Origin of the sequence: Croceicoccus gelatinilyticus (genome assembly GCF_018398395.1) — a bacterium.
Classification (GTDB): Bacteria; Pseudomonadota; Alphaproteobacteria; order Sphingomonadales; family Sphingomonadaceae; genus Croceicoccus; species Croceicoccus gelatinilyticus.
Window position 1 is genome coordinate 1 of sequence record NZ_JAHCBF010000021.1, and the last position, 13,319, is coordinate 13,319.

At 59.5% G+C, this 13,319-nt stretch carries 19 protein-coding genes; 2 read left to right on the top strand and 17 right to left on the bottom strand.

The features are described 5' to 3' along the window. The 7 genes from KIH45_RS18465 to KIH45_RS18495 form a co-directional block, all read right to left on the bottom strand. On the bottom strand, positions 1–402 hold a 402-nt coding region (locus KIH45_RS18465), incomplete at its 3' end, for a helix-turn-helix domain-containing protein (RefSeq protein WP_213177429.1). A 154-nt stretch (positions 403–556) separates the two neighbouring features. Next, on the bottom strand, positions 557–1,747 hold the full coding sequence (locus KIH45_RS18470; protein WP_213177430.1) for an AAA family ATPase: 1,191 nt from the start codon (positions 1,745–1,747) through the stop codon (positions 557–559). Between the two features lie 40 nt (positions 1,748–1,787). Further along, the gene (locus tag KIH45_RS18475; RefSeq protein WP_213177431.1) at positions 1,788–3,284 is read right to left on the bottom strand and encodes a DUF2201 family putative metallopeptidase; all 1,497 of its coding nucleotides are present in this window, start codon (positions 3,282–3,284) and stop codon (positions 1,788–1,790) included. A 190-nt stretch (positions 3,285–3,474) separates the two neighbouring features. After that, positions 3,475–4,347 carry a hypothetical protein gene (locus tag KIH45_RS18480; protein ID WP_213177432.1) on the bottom strand — a complete coding sequence of 291 codons (873 nt, stop codon included), beginning with the start codon at positions 4,345–4,347 and terminating at the stop codon, positions 3,475–3,477. 34 nt (positions 4,348–4,381) lie between these two features. Then, entirely contained in the window at positions 4,382–4,600 is a 219-nt protein-coding gene (locus tag KIH45_RS18485; RefSeq protein WP_213177433.1) for a hypothetical protein, read from the bottom strand. A gap of 51 nt (positions 4,601–4,651) precedes the next feature. Then, entirely contained in the window at positions 4,652–5,095 is a 444-nt protein-coding gene (locus tag KIH45_RS18490) for a hypothetical protein (RefSeq protein ID WP_213177434.1), read from the bottom strand. Between the two features lie 54 nt (positions 5,096–5,149). Further along, the gene (locus KIH45_RS18495) at positions 5,150–6,007 is read right to left on the bottom strand and encodes a hypothetical protein (RefSeq protein WP_213177435.1); all 858 of its coding nucleotides are present in this window, start codon (positions 6,005–6,007) and stop codon (positions 5,150–5,152) included. A gap of 150 nt (positions 6,008–6,157) precedes the next feature. Between KIH45_RS18495 and KIH45_RS18500 the strand changes: the two genes are divergently transcribed. Together KIH45_RS18500 and KIH45_RS18505 are read left to right on the top strand one after the other, a co-directional pair. Further along, a complete protein-coding gene (locus tag KIH45_RS18500) occupies positions 6,158–7,141 on the top strand; it encodes a hypothetical protein (RefSeq protein ID WP_213177436.1) in 984 nt (327 codons plus the stop codon). A gap of 21 nt (positions 7,142–7,162) precedes the next feature. After that, complete coding sequence (locus KIH45_RS18505) at positions 7,163–7,600, top strand: hypothetical protein (protein ID WP_213177437.1); 438 nt, start codon at positions 7,163–7,165, stop codon at positions 7,598–7,600. Positions 7,601–7,604: 4 nt separating this feature from the next. Here the strand turns inward: KIH45_RS18505 and KIH45_RS18510 are convergent, their stop codons facing one another. From KIH45_RS18510 to KIH45_RS18555, 10 genes are all read right to left on the bottom strand, one after another. Further along, the gene (locus KIH45_RS18510; RefSeq protein ID WP_213177438.1) at positions 7,605–8,117 is read right to left on the bottom strand and encodes a hypothetical protein; all 513 of its coding nucleotides are present in this window, start codon (positions 8,115–8,117) and stop codon (positions 7,605–7,607) included. 188 nt (positions 8,118–8,305) lie between these two features. Next, positions 8,306–8,509, bottom strand: a complete 204-nt coding sequence (locus KIH45_RS18515; RefSeq protein ID WP_213177439.1) for a hypothetical protein — start codon at positions 8,507–8,509, stop codon at positions 8,306–8,308. A 91-nt stretch (positions 8,510–8,600) separates the two neighbouring features. After that, positions 8,601–9,155: a dCTP deaminase gene (gene dcd, locus KIH45_RS18520; protein WP_213177440.1), complete on the bottom strand. Its 555-nt coding sequence runs from the start codon at positions 9,153–9,155 to the stop codon at positions 8,601–8,603. Between the two features lie 47 nt (positions 9,156–9,202). Beyond that, entirely contained in the window at positions 9,203–9,658 is a 456-nt protein-coding gene (locus tag KIH45_RS18525) for a hypothetical protein (RefSeq protein WP_213177441.1), read from the bottom strand. After that, a complete protein-coding gene (locus tag KIH45_RS18530) occupies positions 9,655–9,840 on the bottom strand; it encodes a hypothetical protein (protein ID WP_213177442.1) in 186 nt (61 codons plus the stop codon). The genes KIH45_RS18525 and KIH45_RS18530 overlap by 4 nt, the downstream gene beginning before the upstream one ends. Positions 9,841–9,842: 2 nt before the next feature. Next, positions 9,843–10,313 carry a hypothetical protein gene (locus tag KIH45_RS18535; protein ID WP_213177443.1) on the bottom strand — a complete coding sequence of 157 codons (471 nt, stop codon included), beginning with the start codon at positions 10,311–10,313 and terminating at the stop codon, positions 9,843–9,845. A 74-nt stretch (positions 10,314–10,387) separates the two neighbouring features. Further along, positions 10,388–10,909: a hypothetical protein gene (locus tag KIH45_RS18540; protein WP_213177444.1), complete on the bottom strand. Its 522-nt coding sequence runs from the start codon at positions 10,907–10,909 to the stop codon at positions 10,388–10,390. Positions 10,910–10,920: 11 nt separating this feature from the next. Beyond that, positions 10,921–12,207 (bottom strand): site-specific DNA-methyltransferase, encoded by a 1,287-nt coding sequence (locus KIH45_RS18545; protein WP_213177445.1) that lies wholly within the window; start codon positions 12,205–12,207, stop codon positions 10,921–10,923. Further along, positions 12,204–12,518, bottom strand: a complete 315-nt coding sequence (locus tag KIH45_RS18550) for a hypothetical protein (RefSeq protein WP_213177446.1) — start codon at positions 12,516–12,518, stop codon at positions 12,204–12,206. The genes KIH45_RS18545 and KIH45_RS18550 overlap by 4 nt, the downstream gene beginning before the upstream one ends. A 331-nt stretch (positions 12,519–12,849) precedes the next feature. Beyond that, complete coding sequence (locus KIH45_RS18555; RefSeq protein WP_213177447.1) at positions 12,850–13,227, bottom strand: hypothetical protein; 378 nt, start codon at positions 13,225–13,227, stop codon at positions 12,850–12,852. Positions 13,228–13,319: the final 92 nt, after the last annotated feature.

The window sequence follows — 13,319 nt, forward strand, 5'->3', positions numbered from 1 at the left end:
GACGCCGCTGCTGAAAAGCAGACGGCCATCACGGATGCGCAGTCCGCCAATCTGATGGAAGCCGAAGCTGTCCCAGCGCGAAGCCGGACGAAAACGGGGGAACCCGGCCTTACCCTTGGTCTTGGCGCGTCGGAAGAAGCCCTTCATGGCATCGTCGAGGCGCTTCAGCGTCCACTTCGACAAGTTGTATGGCACGCCGCCGTAACTTTCATCGAAGCCCCTGATCGAGGTCAGAGATTTGGTCTGATCGTTCATGCCGACAGAGACGCCACGCCGCCAAGCGTCGATCCGCTCATGCAGTGCTGCGTTATAGAGATAACGCTGATCGTCCAGAATACGCCTCAGCGCGCCATGCTGGGCGCGGGTCGGCTTCAGCCGATAGACATATGTCAGAACCTGCATGGTTCATTATATATGTTCCTACTATGTTCCTACTATGTTCCTTTCCACATTTTAATCCGAATAGCCGTTTTTTTGATCGTTATTCCTGACCATGAAAAAGGGGCTGCACCTTGCGATGCAGCCCGCTTCTCGAACCGGTTGGCAGGCCGTTTGATCAGATGGCGATCTTGATCACAGGCCCCGACCCAAGTGCTGCGACCGTCTTGCGGTTGGCCGCGGAGAAGACTTCGAGATCCTTGCTCTTGAAGCCGCGAGCACGGAGACGCTGCAGGATGGCTTCCTGAATGGCGGTCTTGGATTCCGAAATGGGCACTTCGCCGCCCTCCGGAGCCTTGTCGAGGATGCTATAGATCTGCTGCCCTTCTTCGATGGTCTTGGGGTAGGCCATCATGCTGAAGCTCAGAGCGTAGAGCCTGTCGAGGCTATCCGGCCACATGCCGGAGAGATCTCGGCCCTCTGCATCGGCTTCCAGGATTGTCAGCAAATCGGTCATCCCTACCAGATTGCTGAACGTCGCCATGTAGGTCTGAGCATTAGCGAGGCCCACCTTGCCGGCGGCGAAGGCTTCGAGGGCGGCCAGCCGCAGTTCGTCGGTGCGGTGTTCCGGCTTGAGCATGATGAACTTTTCCTGGTCAGAAACCTCTGTCCAGCCGCGGGGGCTGCCGTAGAGCTCCTGGCCCTTTTCGAGTGCCTCCTTGGTCTCGCAGAAAATGCCGACCTGGTTACGGAGCGTTGCAACCACCGACGGGGTCGTTTCATGTTCAGCTGCGAAGTCGACGAGCCAGCTCTTGAGTTCGGCCGTGATGCGCAAGGTCATGAAACGCAAGCGAGTTGCGTTGTCGAACTCGAATACCATTGTGCCGGTATCGGCCTCGTTGCCGGCAGCGAGCACATATGCGTTCTTGGGAAGCACGAAATCGTTGATGACACCATCGAGAAAGGCACCGAATAACGGCTTGCGGACACGGTCATCTGCCGACGCCAGCTCGTCGAAGAAGATCAGTGTGCCATCGTACTTGTGACCATCGATGATGACAGAGCCGTCCGCGCTGGGAAGCCAGGTCGGCGGATACCATTCGGTGCGACCGGTCTGGGGGTTCGGCATCTGGACGCCGATCACGTCGTCCGGACTGCGCTGGTTGGCGCTGACGATGATCAGGTAGAAGTTGAGCATCTTGGCAAGTTCGCGGGCAATTGTGGTCTTGCCCACGCCCGGTTCGCCTTCGAGATAGACGGCAGGAAAGCGAACGTTCTTGCCGTTGTCATTGGCTGCCTTCACGCCTTCTGCGAGCAGAGCAATATATTTGAAGGCCTGCGTCGCTGTGACTTCCTTGGCGTTGATCATCTGTTTTCCTTCTTTGAATTTTTCCGCAGGGCGCCGAAGATCAGGCTGCTTCCTGGTTGAGCTGGGGCATGACGACCACGTCGCCGCATTCCTCGAGGCCGCTTGTCGTGCCGCCGGGCGTAACCACCCAGAGGATCGAGAGACCTTCGGTTTCGCTTGGGGGTGTCAGGTAGCCATCGGTGGCGATGACCACCGCCCGGTATGGCGTGCGCATACCCTTGACGGTCATGAACAGGTTGGCGAGGCTGGTTCCGCCGCCGCCTCGAACGCCGTTCTTCAAGACCTTGTCGAAATCGCGCTTGTGTTTGATCTCGATAATCTCCTGCACACCGTCATCGAAAGTGACCACGTCGATCGCGGCCATGCGCTTCGACGCCAGTGACCAGACCTCGGCAAAACATTGCTTCACGTAGGCAACGTTGCTTCCTGACACGTCGATGGCGAATAGAATGCGGGGACGGTCGGTGAAGATCGTCGTGCCAGGCGTTGCCGGGGCCCTCCGGCCAAGTGCGAGACAGGAGCGGGTGAGCGGTCCTTGTCTTGCGTAAGTGGTGGCAAGCCCCGTCGACAGTTCCTTGGCGATCACCTTTCTGATGAAGCGGTTCCATGCGATGATCGATGCGGGCAGGTCGCCTTCGAGCAGGAGGACAGTGCCGCCCTTCCCCGTGCCGGCGACCTTCTCGCCCTGGATGACGTTCTGAAGCCTGGCTCGGGCCTCTTCGAGCTTCTTGTTGCAGGTGTCGATGAGGTCAGGACTGTCCCCTTCCTCGACAAGGGCCTTGATGATCTCCTCGACGTTATCCTCGACGTCCCAGGCTTCTTCTTCCTGCATGATCCGCTCGATCTCGGTCTGGGGCGCCTGTTCTTCATCGCCGGCCTCGTCATCGTTCGCTGCATTTTCAGCAGGTCCGGCCCCTGCCTGTCCGTCACCCGAACCGGCTTCTTCCGGTTCGTCACCTCCGCTCTCGTCCTGGCGATGAGCCTTTACGGCCTCGTAGGCCCAGACTAGCCACTCGTAGACGGTCTCGAAGTTCTGGCCATGCAGTGCTTCGGGATCATAACTGGCGGGTGGGTCTACGCTAACGAGAGCGATTGCCTCGTCCATCATCCGGTGGATGGTGGACATCCTGATCGGTGGGTGGCTTTCGGGAATGGCGAACACGAAGTCCGGAGCAGATTTGTCCGCGATGATGGCTTCGTTGATGATTGCGTCTGACGCATAGTTTGCAAGGACCGCGTAGATGAGGCCGCGTTGCAGGTAGATTCGCGCCATCCGGAGCGGATGCTTGAAAATCGCGTGCATGAGTTCGTGGAGGTACACGAAGTTCTTTTCGGGCTGTGTCAGCGCGGCGTACTTCTTGCCGAAGTAGATGACCTGGCCATTGGTGAACGCCATGGTCTCGGGATCGGAGGCGAGCCTGCTCGGCGGTGCGGCCGCGATGTCATACTGCTGGATGTTGAATGACAGTCCGATCATGAAGGGCTGCCACATCAGCAATGTGCCGCGCTCTTTCGAGACGTCGTAAGCTTGGTGCATGTGGTTCTCCTTACACGGAATTCTTTGTATCAGTGCAAAATTTGCTAGTGATTTGTTCACGTTCTGGGCCTATCAGCGGCCCTGAAGGTTCGCCCCTTTGTGGATCTTCATTGCCCCGTTTCCCCCTTCATCGCTCGCAACCGCGACCCGCTGGCGATGGAGGGGGAAACTTTTTGTGGCATCGCTGACGCTAGGCCGCGTTATCGTCGGCCAAAAAGCGTGAGGGGTTCAGCGTGGCGATCTGGTCGTCATCGAACCGGTTGGTTGTCAACGAGACGTTCGTCATCGCCTTCCGGTAGCGATCCTCGTTCACGGACGCTCGTTCGATCATTAGCCCGTCAACCGGGCCTTCCCCGATTTCTATGACGTCCTGAAGCGGTCCGGGCTTGATCGACTGGGAAAGTGAGATCGGCATCTCGCGCGAGAACACGATGTACGATTCCGTAAAGCGAACGTCGTTGAGCGTCTTGTTGATGACGATCTCGTTGCCGCGGAAGGTGCAATGCTCGAGCGCGCCGCGATAGGCGAGGCTTGCGAGGATCTTTTCGAGCAAGGCGGCTTGCACGTCGCAGGTAGCTGCGGTCTCGCCGGATAGGTGTTCGATGGTCGGGCGCATGAGGTGCAAGGTGAGCTTGTCGACCAGCACCTCGTCGAGCATCGCAAACGCGCTGAGCCTGGGCATCGCGTTGACGAGGAGGCTCTTCAGGCGATCGCCGTGAAGCCGCTTCAGGTGCATGTGCATGACATGCGCGTCCGTCTCGAGAATGTCGTCAGCGGTTTCCTGCGCGATTTCACTGCGCCAGCGTGCGAAGCGGTCGCGGTTGAACTCTGCAAGCTCGGGATCTCGCGACAGTTCGATCCAGTCATCCGCGACACGGATATGGATCACCTTGTCCTTGAGCTGGCTCGGCTGAATCTCGATGCCAAGGCGATCTGAGACAGCGGCGAGACATTCTTTGGCGTTGGCGTCTTCGGCCGCACAAAGAGTTTCAAGCTCTGCATAGAGCGCTTCGAGCTCGGGGCGCTCCTGGGCGCGCCAGGTATCAATGGTAGGGAACATCATTTTCCTTTCCGCACATGCGTTGCCGCATGCGACTTCACAGGAGGTCCAGCTGGTTGGGGTCCTGGGCCGCGAGACGGCGTTCAGATGCGATCTGCCGCGATCGAGCGGCGGCACTCTCGCGCTGCCTTTTCTGCATCCGCTGGCGCATCGCTGACACTTGAGAGGGGTCGAGATCGTGGCCGCAGGCTTCGGCGGCGGCGCTGCAAAGCGCCTTCGCTGCCGCTGCTACGGCAGTTGCAAGACTGGTCTTCATGCTTTTCCCTTCTCTTGGCGTGCCTGCTCAAGCGGCGCGCTTGATGGGGAATTACATGGCGACGTTGCTGATCGAGATGTCCTTGCCGGCCCAAGCAAGGTCCAGCCTGACTACGCCGCCGACGGCGAGACGGATCGTGTTCGCATCGGCGATGTTGTCGGTCTTTACCCGGTACTTGGAACCTTCGATTTTCAGCACGGCATGGAGCTGGCCATACTGGATGATCGCGTCGAGAACCTCGGCGTCATATGACCCCGGCGCCAAGCGCTGTGGGCGGGGTGCTTCGACGGGCTTGGCGGGTGGTGCCTTCGTGAAGATCGGCCGGCCAGCGATAGCGGAATCGGCAAGGTCGGACCAGCAAAGGCCGTGCGCCTCGAGAAAGCGATCTGCAGCGTTGAGGGCGGCTATCCTCTGGCCATCGTTGGAACTGGAAAGCATTCCTATGATGGCCCGGAAGCGTTTCTGGCGCTTCTCAAGGTCGCCTGTAGCAGTCATTCGTAGCAATTCCTGTAATCGGCCGGACGGCGCTATGGCCGTCCGGCGACTGGATCAGGCAGGTTCAATGTCGAAGCTCTGGATGATTGCAGCATAGCGGTCCCGCTCTGCATTCAGGCTGTCCAGGCGAGCCTGTGCTTCGATGATTTCCTGGTTGTGGCGCTCGACCTCAGACCGGATGTCGGTGAGCAGGCGGCGAAGATGGGCTTCGCTGATTTCGATGCGGGCCTCGCCGTTGATCATGACGAGATTGACGGTCTCCTGCCTGATATAGCGGTTGAGAGCATCGATGTTCCCGCCCTTTTCAAAGGGGATCGAGGTTTCCGGTAGTAGGCGTCCCTCAAGAAGAGCCTGCAAAGTGTCGATGCTGCTCTCGCGGGGAATGCCAAAAGCATCGGACACGGTGTCGCGCGCAGCGCGCGTGTGTTCGTCCTCGATGCCGAACGATTTGCCTTCGGCATCGAGGCTTTCGCCGATCGGCATGCTATTGATGGCATCGCCGAGGCTGCTGACGCGATGATCGCCGACAACGTCCTCAGGCAGGACAGGCTCCGGCTCCCATGTTGCGGACTTAGGGAAGCCCATTGGGCCATCGAATTTGGGTTCCTTGGAGATAAAGGCATCGTCGATCGTCCCGGACGATCTGGTTTCGTCTTCGCCGTTGTCTTCGTGCTCCACGCCAGGGGCAGCCTCTTGCTTCGAATGCTGACCGAAGGAGTTGCCCTCAGCGATCGCCTGGCGGACGGACGCCGGCAGCACATCATCGTCATCGTGAATGGTGGTGATGCTGGTGGGCGCGCTCACTTCTTCAACCGCTCCTGCCTCGCATCCAGCAAGGTCGAGTGGCTCGTCTTCGGCTTCTGTCGGTGCCCGGCGGGCGGAGAAAGGCGAACGGCCAAACTTCTCGATCATTCTACTCATCCTTCAAATTTCTGGCCGCGCCCAGCGGCTAATGGGTTAGTCCGCTGCTGTGCAGGAAAAGGCACAAAAAGCCTTCCCTTCGCGGGCAGTATATTTGTAGGATAGGATTTCGAAAGAGCCAAGTGACGCGGAGTTTTCAGAATGATCGCCAACGGTTTCGATATCGCACGCGGGATGGTCGAGGCCCGTCCTACCAAGGATGAGCATTTGAAGAACCTTGGCGCTGCTGATGATTGGGTTGCCGGCCGCGGCGTCGAGGATTCTGTCGTGGCGCAAGCCTTTCTCCGTGGCCGTGAGCTGCACAAGGGTGAAGACCTGCACCTGGCAGTGGCGGCGAGCTATCTCCAGAACTGGCGGGAGAAGGCTGACGAACCTGACGTGCCGACGGAACTGGCCGCGGCGCAAATGCTGTCTTTCGCACGGATTTGTGCGGAGAAGGGTGACGACAACGTCTTTGTTGATGAAGCCTTCTCGAGCGTGAAGCCGGAGATGACGTGGCCGATTGCAACTGAGGTCTTCGCGATGCGCAATATTGAGCTTGAAGAGTTCAAGGTTCTTGCGCCCGAGCTCGACGGCATGCTGTTCCCGCCGGTGTCGCAAGACGATCGTGAAATGGCGAACGATGCCATCCACGCCTTCAACAACAACGTGAAGCTCAAGGGCTTTGACGGCAAGGTCGTGAACGCGATTGGCTCTCTCGATAGCATCGACGGATTTCCGATGCTTCGGCCGGCCGTGGCGCGGATCTATCATGACCGGCGCGTCACCGGCAAAGAACCATCAGTAGCAGATATTGGTATCCGTATCGCCTCGGACATGGTTACTCAGTGCCAGGCGCAGGCGATCCTCTACGAAGAGAAGGATACTTCTAACGGCTTCTTCCGTCTTCGCCGCGCAACGAACACGAACGATGCGGTGCGGCGTGAGATCGAGGCTCAAGCGAACGGGAATTTCTCGGCTATGTCGCCGGGGGCTTGTCTGGAAATACGTTCCGACATTATCAGGGGCCGTATCCTTCCCACCTCGATGTCAAACCTGATCCGGCGCAATGCACGTGTGCATGACGAGGCAAAGGAATTCCATATCCCCCAGCCGGCCAATGATTCTCTTGGCTTTGGGGCCTGAAAATAGTGGCGGTATAACGAGATGACGAAAAGGGGCCATGGCGGGCAGGCCTTCTCTGAAGATGATATCCATCGCTTCGAGGTGCTGATCTCAGACCTCGCAGCGAAGGTTGATCGTAAAGTCGAAATCAGGCTCACGGAGCTGCCTATCGTGCGGTTCAACGTGGGCCTTCATCCCTATGCGGTCCTCTATGGCGTTTCGGGTGAGCTGGCGACAGTCGCCAAGTTTGCCGCCCTTCCCTTCGAAAGCGAGCTTCAGTTTCTCGACCGGATCAACGATCTTGATGTCGGGGATGTGCTGACCGGCTACGGTCACGTCGAGGTTCGGCGCTGGAAGTCGTCGATGGGCAAGAACCTGTCGGCCGCTGAAGTCGTCATCGATGTCTTGAGCGGACCCGAAAAGGCACTGCCTCAGATGCCCGAGGGCGTGAGCTTTCCCAAGGACCTTCTAAGAGGCTGACGGCTCAGGCCGCTTGGGCCATGCCCCAGGCATTAGAGCCAAAGCTTGACTGCCGCGACCTTACGCGGCGCTCTTCGATCGGCATGATGAAGTGGTCGCGCTTGCGGCGGCTGTCCCGGTCGTTCCAGTCGAGGCGAACTTCGAGCCCGAGGCCGAAGACGGCCTTGGCGCTGTCACTGTTGGGCGCGAGACTGACAATAGGCACCTCGACACGCTGGCCGGGCATCATCCGCGTATAACGCTGGTGACCGACGCGCATGAGAGACTGGTGCAGCTTCATCTGGGGCGAACCCGGGCGGAACCGGCCAACCGACTGGCACGAAGGCAGCGAGATATCGAGGTTCCAGGCCGGCGCATTGCCGATATTCTCGACGACGTAGAATACAGCGCCGGTCGAGGTGTTGTATTCGATGCGTGGCCTGATCGCGATCCGCGTGAGTTTGTCGAGGCCGCAGGAAGCGGTGCGGGGCGCATCGTTCTGACCGCGAAGCAAAAGGCCGATGATAATGAGGCCCATGACAGGAATGCCTGCTGCGATCGCGCTAATTATCTGCGCCTGACTCACTCTGTCGTCGCTCCCCGACTTGGTTGAGTCCCAAGCTAACCCGATTTGTAGGATGACGACAGAGAAATCTCAGATGAGACTAATGAGCGCTTAACAGGAGCATCAGGAATCCGAGCCTTCATAAGCCCTCGGGGGCGGGGTCAAAGATCGAAACCCTCTTCGATCACGATCAAAAGGCCGATTGCTCCCAATAGGCTCAAGAGAAAGACAGCCTTATAGGCCATGCGACGGGCAAGCGGGTCGGTTTCAGTTGTCGGTAGGACGCGCTGTGCGACGAGATTACCGCCAAAGTTCAGCGCGATCATGACGACGATGAAGAGCGCGTAAGTGCCGATCTTTTCCATTTGCTTCCTCGGTTTCGGGACTGGCCGTATCCCGGACAAGATTGACCAGTCCCGAAGCAGCGTAACTATCTCAAGGCGGTTTCCAAGCCGTTTACAGGCGCGGAAGCGTGACGCCGCGCTGGCCCATGTATTTGCCCTGGCGATCCGCGTAGCTCGTCTCGCACCGTTCGTTGCCCTTCAGGAAAAGGAACTGGCACGCGCCTTCGTTCGCATAGATCTTGGCCGGCAGCGGGGTGGTATTCGAAAACTCCAGAGTAACATGCCCTTCCCAGCCGGGTTCGAGTGGGGTCACGTTCACGATGATGCCGCATCGCGCGTAAGTGCTCTTGCCGAGGCAGATGACGAGCACGTCTTCGGGGATGCGGAAATACTCGACCGTTCTTGCCAGCGCGAAGCTGTTGGGCGGGATGATGCAGCAGTCGGTCTTGCGGTCGACGAAGGACGTGCTTGCAAAGTCCTTGGGATCGACGACGGCGCTGTCGATGTTGGTGAAGACCTTGAACTCGTCGGAAACGCGCGCGTCATAGCCATACGAGGAGAGGCCGTAGGAGATGCAGTTGTCGCGACGCTGGGCTTCGACGAACGGCAAAATCATGCCGGTCTCTTGGGCCTGCGTGCGAATCCACTTGTCGGAAAGAATGGACATGGGTTGGTCTGGTCCTTGGTAATCTGAAAAGAGGTGGAGTAGCTGGTTCAGGCGCTCGCCCGCTCGCGGGCCTGTGCGTCCAGCCGCGCAACGATCTCGTCGATGTCGCCGTTGAACGGGATTGTCCGTCGGCCCAGGCCATTGGCCGCGCCAATCGAGCCTTCGGGGAACGTGGTTTTCGTCGAGAGATCGATTTCGACGAGATCCGGAAAGGCGTGCAGGTCTCGCTGCAGGCTGATCGAAGCGACGGTTTCGCCATTCTCTTCGACATGAAGTCCGTATTCGGATGCTATGCCGAACGGACCCAGAACCTTGCAGGTCTTGTCGGGCATTCGCTTCTCAATTTCCGCAGCGATTGCGTGCAGTGCGTCGGTCGCCCGGACGGGCGCCAGCTCTTCGAGCTCGGCTGCGGCACTTTCGATGCTTTCGGTGAGCTGCGCTCGACGGGCCTCGTTGGCTTCGTGGCGGTCGCGAAAGGGCTTGATGATGTCTTCGATGGTCACAGGTTGATCACCACTTCTGCGCCGGTGCGCTCTTTCAGGAGTTCTGAGGCTTCCATGCAGCTCTGCACGGTGCCGTTGTATTCGCCGCTTTCGGAGTTCTGATCATGGTCGGCGACAATGATGGTGGAATGGGGTGGCATACGCCTGAGAGCAGCGATGAGCTGCTTTACGGTCAGAGGCACGTTCAGGCCTGCCGCGAAGGTTGAGGTAATGCGGCGACAGACGCCTTGGCCTCGTTGTACCTTGCCTCGCCGAGAGCCGCTGCCTGAATGACGAGGCCTTCGTAGGTTTCGGCCAATACGAGCTGCGAGGTGTAGCTCCCCCACGACAAGGACATAGTCCCGTCCGGATATGCGTTGAAGCAGGGTACCGAAACCTCGGCGATAAATCCGAAAATTCCTTCGCTGTAGGCAAGATCGGACAGTTCGCTGTGAGCGCGTTCTGCGATGTCGCCCTGGCTTTGGAAGAGCTCGCGCTTCTCGGCTTTGGACCAATTCTCGATCAGCCCGGCAATCTTTGGGGGCAGCCCAGCTTCCTCGTGTCCGCTAAAGGTGTCGAGGTAGGTGGCTGAAGGTTCGAGGCATGGAAAGGGCCACATGGCTGCGATGCGCACATTGGCCTTCAACAGCTGGTCGATCTGCGTTTTGGATGACATTTATCTCTCGCGGCGTTTGATGGGCGTGGCGCGCCATCAGTTATAGGATGAAGTGGGGCGTCAGCAGAACGCGGTTAGAGCCCCTGCGTGTTGAGGCGATTGGCGAGCCAGGTTGGAACGAACTCCCAATCGTACGGCGCTGCTTCGTCCTGCTGCTCGACACTGAGCATTACCCAATCGGCCATGCAGGCCGGGGCTAGAGCGGTGATCTCCATGCGCAGGCCCGCTGCACCCATCCCCTCGTTCGCATCCTTCAGGATTATGGCTTCTGGCAGGTCAGCATAGTTTTTGCCGAACACGAGGTTCTGTGCAGCCTCCCAAAGGCATGCTGCCGTCTCGGCGAGAAACTCCTCTCGCGTGTTTAGAAAGTTGGTGGCAGCCTCCGCAAACCCGATCTCACCGGGCTCTTCGATGTCTCCTTCGAAGATGGGCTGCAGGAGTTGGCCGGGGCTGATCTTGAGAGCTGCAATGCCAGCCGCTTCAGGCGGGATGACGCTAAACGAGGGGTGGTCGGCGATTTCGTTGCCGCCGTCTCCCATGATGTTGACGCCTTTTGCGTCGGTGACCTGGAAGCCGATAAGTTTGCGAGTGGTCATGTGATTGTCCTTCAGGCTGGTATGGGAAATGCTCGGAAGTCGGGGCGATGGCTGAAGCGCAGGGCCGAACCTTGCGCGTATTCGAGGACGGGCTCTGAGCTGATGAAACGGCGGCCGAGATCCAGTGCGACCTTTCCGGTCGTATTGGAGCCAGCCATGGGGTCGTAGACGACCTGGCCCGGGGCGGTTGCGAGCTGGATGATCCTGCGAGGGATCTCTTCCGGGAAGCGAGCTGGATGAAGGCCAAGGCCCTCCTCGCGGCAACGGCTTGCATATGTGCCGCCGCCGCCCACGCCGCCGGAGATGATGAGATTGGACGGTATCCGCCCTTCCCCGTCCCGCGCGAAAGCTTCGGGATTGATGTCGTAGCCGCCGGGCCGCTGCTCGTGTCCGCGCCTGGCGTCGTGCTTGCGCGCGCTTGCCGATCGTTCGGCATAGGGATCTGACGGCAGCCGGCGGGTGTCCCATGATGGCGTCGGTGTTTTCGAGAACAGCAGGACGTGCTCGACTGTATTGCGCAAGGCAACGCGGCGCTTCACGGCCCATTCGAGGTTGCCGAGCTTGTTGGGCGAGTGCCACGGCATGCGGCCCGCCAAGTGGAGGCCGTGATTGTCGATCGCATCCAGCGAGAAGCGCTCGACGTAGGGTGAAAGCATCGGGGTGCCTGGGACATGGACATCCATCAGGTTCACCGCGAGGGTTCCGTCCGGGCGCAGGAGGTCACGCCACATGCCGACGAGGCCTGACATCCATTCCAGCCACTCTGGTACGGAGAAGCGGCCATACTCACGCCCGACGACCGGATATGGCGGGCTGGTAAGGACGAGAGAGAGGCTTTCCTTCTCGATCGCGCCAGCCGCCTCTTCTGCATGGGCAAGAAAGGCAAGGCCATCGTCGAGACGGTAGATGAGGACGACCTTCCCGCGTGTGACGCGCGTAAGCTTGTCGCGCCCCTTGTCGGTCAGCTCCCAGATGCCGCGCTCGCCTGCTATTAGGCCTTCGCCAACGAGCGTTTGCCTGGTCCAGCGGACCTGCTGATCGAAGATCGCGTATTCCTGGTCGGCGCAGCCGCGCTTTTCCTTCCTCACGTCGGGATCGAGGTTCAGCCGCTGGGCAACCTCACCATAGAGATCTCGCGGCCGCGCGGCCCCGCCGGCCTGTGCGATCGCCTCCAGCAGCGGCATTTCGATCATGGCCTGTAGGCCCTTGGTGACGCGCTTGGCTGCCGCTTCCTGGTTACGGCCCTTGTCGAGCCGTCTCTGGCGGGCATCGCGCGCTTTACGGGCGGAATCGGTCATAGGGATGGCCTCTCGTTACGGTCGAAACGGTGAATGCTCTCGATGATGTCGGGATCGAGGACGATGTAGCTGTCCTCGCTTCCGGCGACGTGGCGCGCGAAGATCGCGTCCGATGCGCCGTCGTGCTTGATGGCGGCCGGGAGGGATTCGACCGGGATGCCCTCATATCGGTTGAGATAGACGACGAGCTTTGCCCGCCTCGACCACCGGCTGATCGTTCGCCGGTCCCAATCCGGCTTGTCCTTCATGCGCTTGGGCCGGACGCCGCTTTTCAGCTTCACCAGGTAGAGGTGGCCGCCAGGTCGTCTCATTTCTGCCTGGGCGCGTGTGCCGAGGTGAAATCCCGATCTCACCGTGTCGCGGGTAAGGTCGGGGTCATGGCTGCTGTGCCACAGACATGTTTCCATCGGCTCGCTTTCTTCAAAAGGAAAAGGGCCGGAAGCTGCGATGCAGTCCGGCCCTTTCTGGGTTGGCTGGTTGGGTGTCAGCGGGCTTTGCGACCTGCCGCCTGCCATGCGCCTGAATTGGAGGCTCTCGCGGTCACGATCTGTCCCTTGTCATCGCGGATGACGTAGAAATCGCCTTCTCTCTTGCAGGTCGCTCCCGGGAATTTGGAGAGAGCGAGCTGCTTCCAGGAGAACGTCAATCGACGATGGGGATCTCGCCCCAGTCGATAGCGCGCGGTTCGCCGTCGTAAGGCGTGGCGGCGACGTCTTCGAGAATGATGCGGAGGTGGGCGGGATAGATGATGGTTTCATCATCGCCGTCGTCATCGCTCTCGCGCATCCATTCTTCCTTCAGGCATTTCTCGTTCCAGAACTGCGTGGCCTGGTCGACGCTTTCAGCGACCACGAAGCAGTCCTGGTTTTCGCCGTCGACGTCATGGCCGCGGACAAGATAGAGTGCCTTGATCGGCTCGGGATCGATCTCTGCGACATTCATGATGACGCGGCGCTGACGGACCGGTCGTGCAGTTTCAGCGTATTCTTCGGCATCCTCGTCATCCGGCACTTCGAGCATCGTGTTCGGCTTCGCGCTGGGACAGTTTTGGCTTTCACCAGATTGGCGGACTGCGCATCCGTGATGGCCGCCTGCTTTTCAGCAGCGGCGTT

Coding starts and splice junctions, on each gene's coding strand:
- KIH45_RS18470 (WP_213177430.1), bottom strand. CDS start 1,747: ATGATCAACGCCAAGGAAGTCACAGCGACGCAGGCCTTCAAATATATT.
- KIH45_RS18475 (WP_213177431.1), bottom strand. CDS start 3,284: ATGCACCAAGCTTACGACGTCTCGAAAGAGCGCGGCACATTGCTGATG.
- KIH45_RS18480 (WP_213177432.1), bottom strand. CDS start 4,347: ATGATGTTCCCTACCATTGATACCTGGCGCGCCCAGGAGCGCCCCGAG.
- KIH45_RS18485 (WP_213177433.1), bottom strand. CDS start 4,600: ATGAAGACCAGTCTTGCAACTGCCGTAGCAGCGGCAGCGAAGGCGCTT.
- KIH45_RS18490 (WP_213177434.1), bottom strand. CDS start 5,095: ATGACTGCTACAGGCGACCTTGAGAAGCGCCAGAAACGCTTCCGGGCC.
- KIH45_RS18495 (WP_213177435.1), bottom strand. CDS start 6,007: ATGATCGAGAAGTTTGGCCGTTCGCCTTTCTCCGCCCGCCGGGCACCG.
- KIH45_RS18500 (WP_213177436.1), top strand. CDS start 6,158: ATGATCGCCAACGGTTTCGATATCGCACGCGGGATGGTCGAGGCCCGT.
- KIH45_RS18505 (WP_213177437.1), top strand. CDS start 7,163: ATGACGAAAAGGGGCCATGGCGGGCAGGCCTTCTCTGAAGATGATATC.
- KIH45_RS18510 (WP_213177438.1), bottom strand. CDS start 8,117: ATGGGCCTCATTATCATCGGCCTTTTGCTTCGCGGTCAGAACGATGCG.
- KIH45_RS18515 (WP_213177439.1), bottom strand. CDS start 8,509: ATGGAAAAGATCGGCACTTACGCGCTCTTCATCGTCGTCATGATCGCG.
- dcd (WP_213177440.1), bottom strand. CDS start 9,155: ATGTCCATTCTTTCCGACAAGTGGATTCGCACGCAGGCCCAAGAGACC.
- KIH45_RS18535 (WP_213177443.1), bottom strand. CDS start 10,313: ATGTCATCCAAAACGCAGATCGACCAGCTGTTGAAGGCCAATGTGCGC.
- KIH45_RS18540 (WP_213177444.1), bottom strand. CDS start 10,909: ATGACCACTCGCAAACTTATCGGCTTCCAGGTCACCGACGCAAAAGGC.
- KIH45_RS18545 (WP_213177445.1), bottom strand. CDS start 12,207: ATGACCGATTCCGCCCGTAAAGCGCGCGATGCCCGCCAGAGACGGCTC.
- KIH45_RS18550 (WP_213177446.1), bottom strand. CDS start 12,518: ATGAGACGACCTGGCGGCCACCTCTACCTGGTGAAGCTGAAAAGCGGC.
- KIH45_RS18555 (WP_213177447.1), bottom strand. CDS start 13,227: ATGCTCGAAGTGCCGGATGACGAGGATGCCGAAGAATACGCTGAAACT.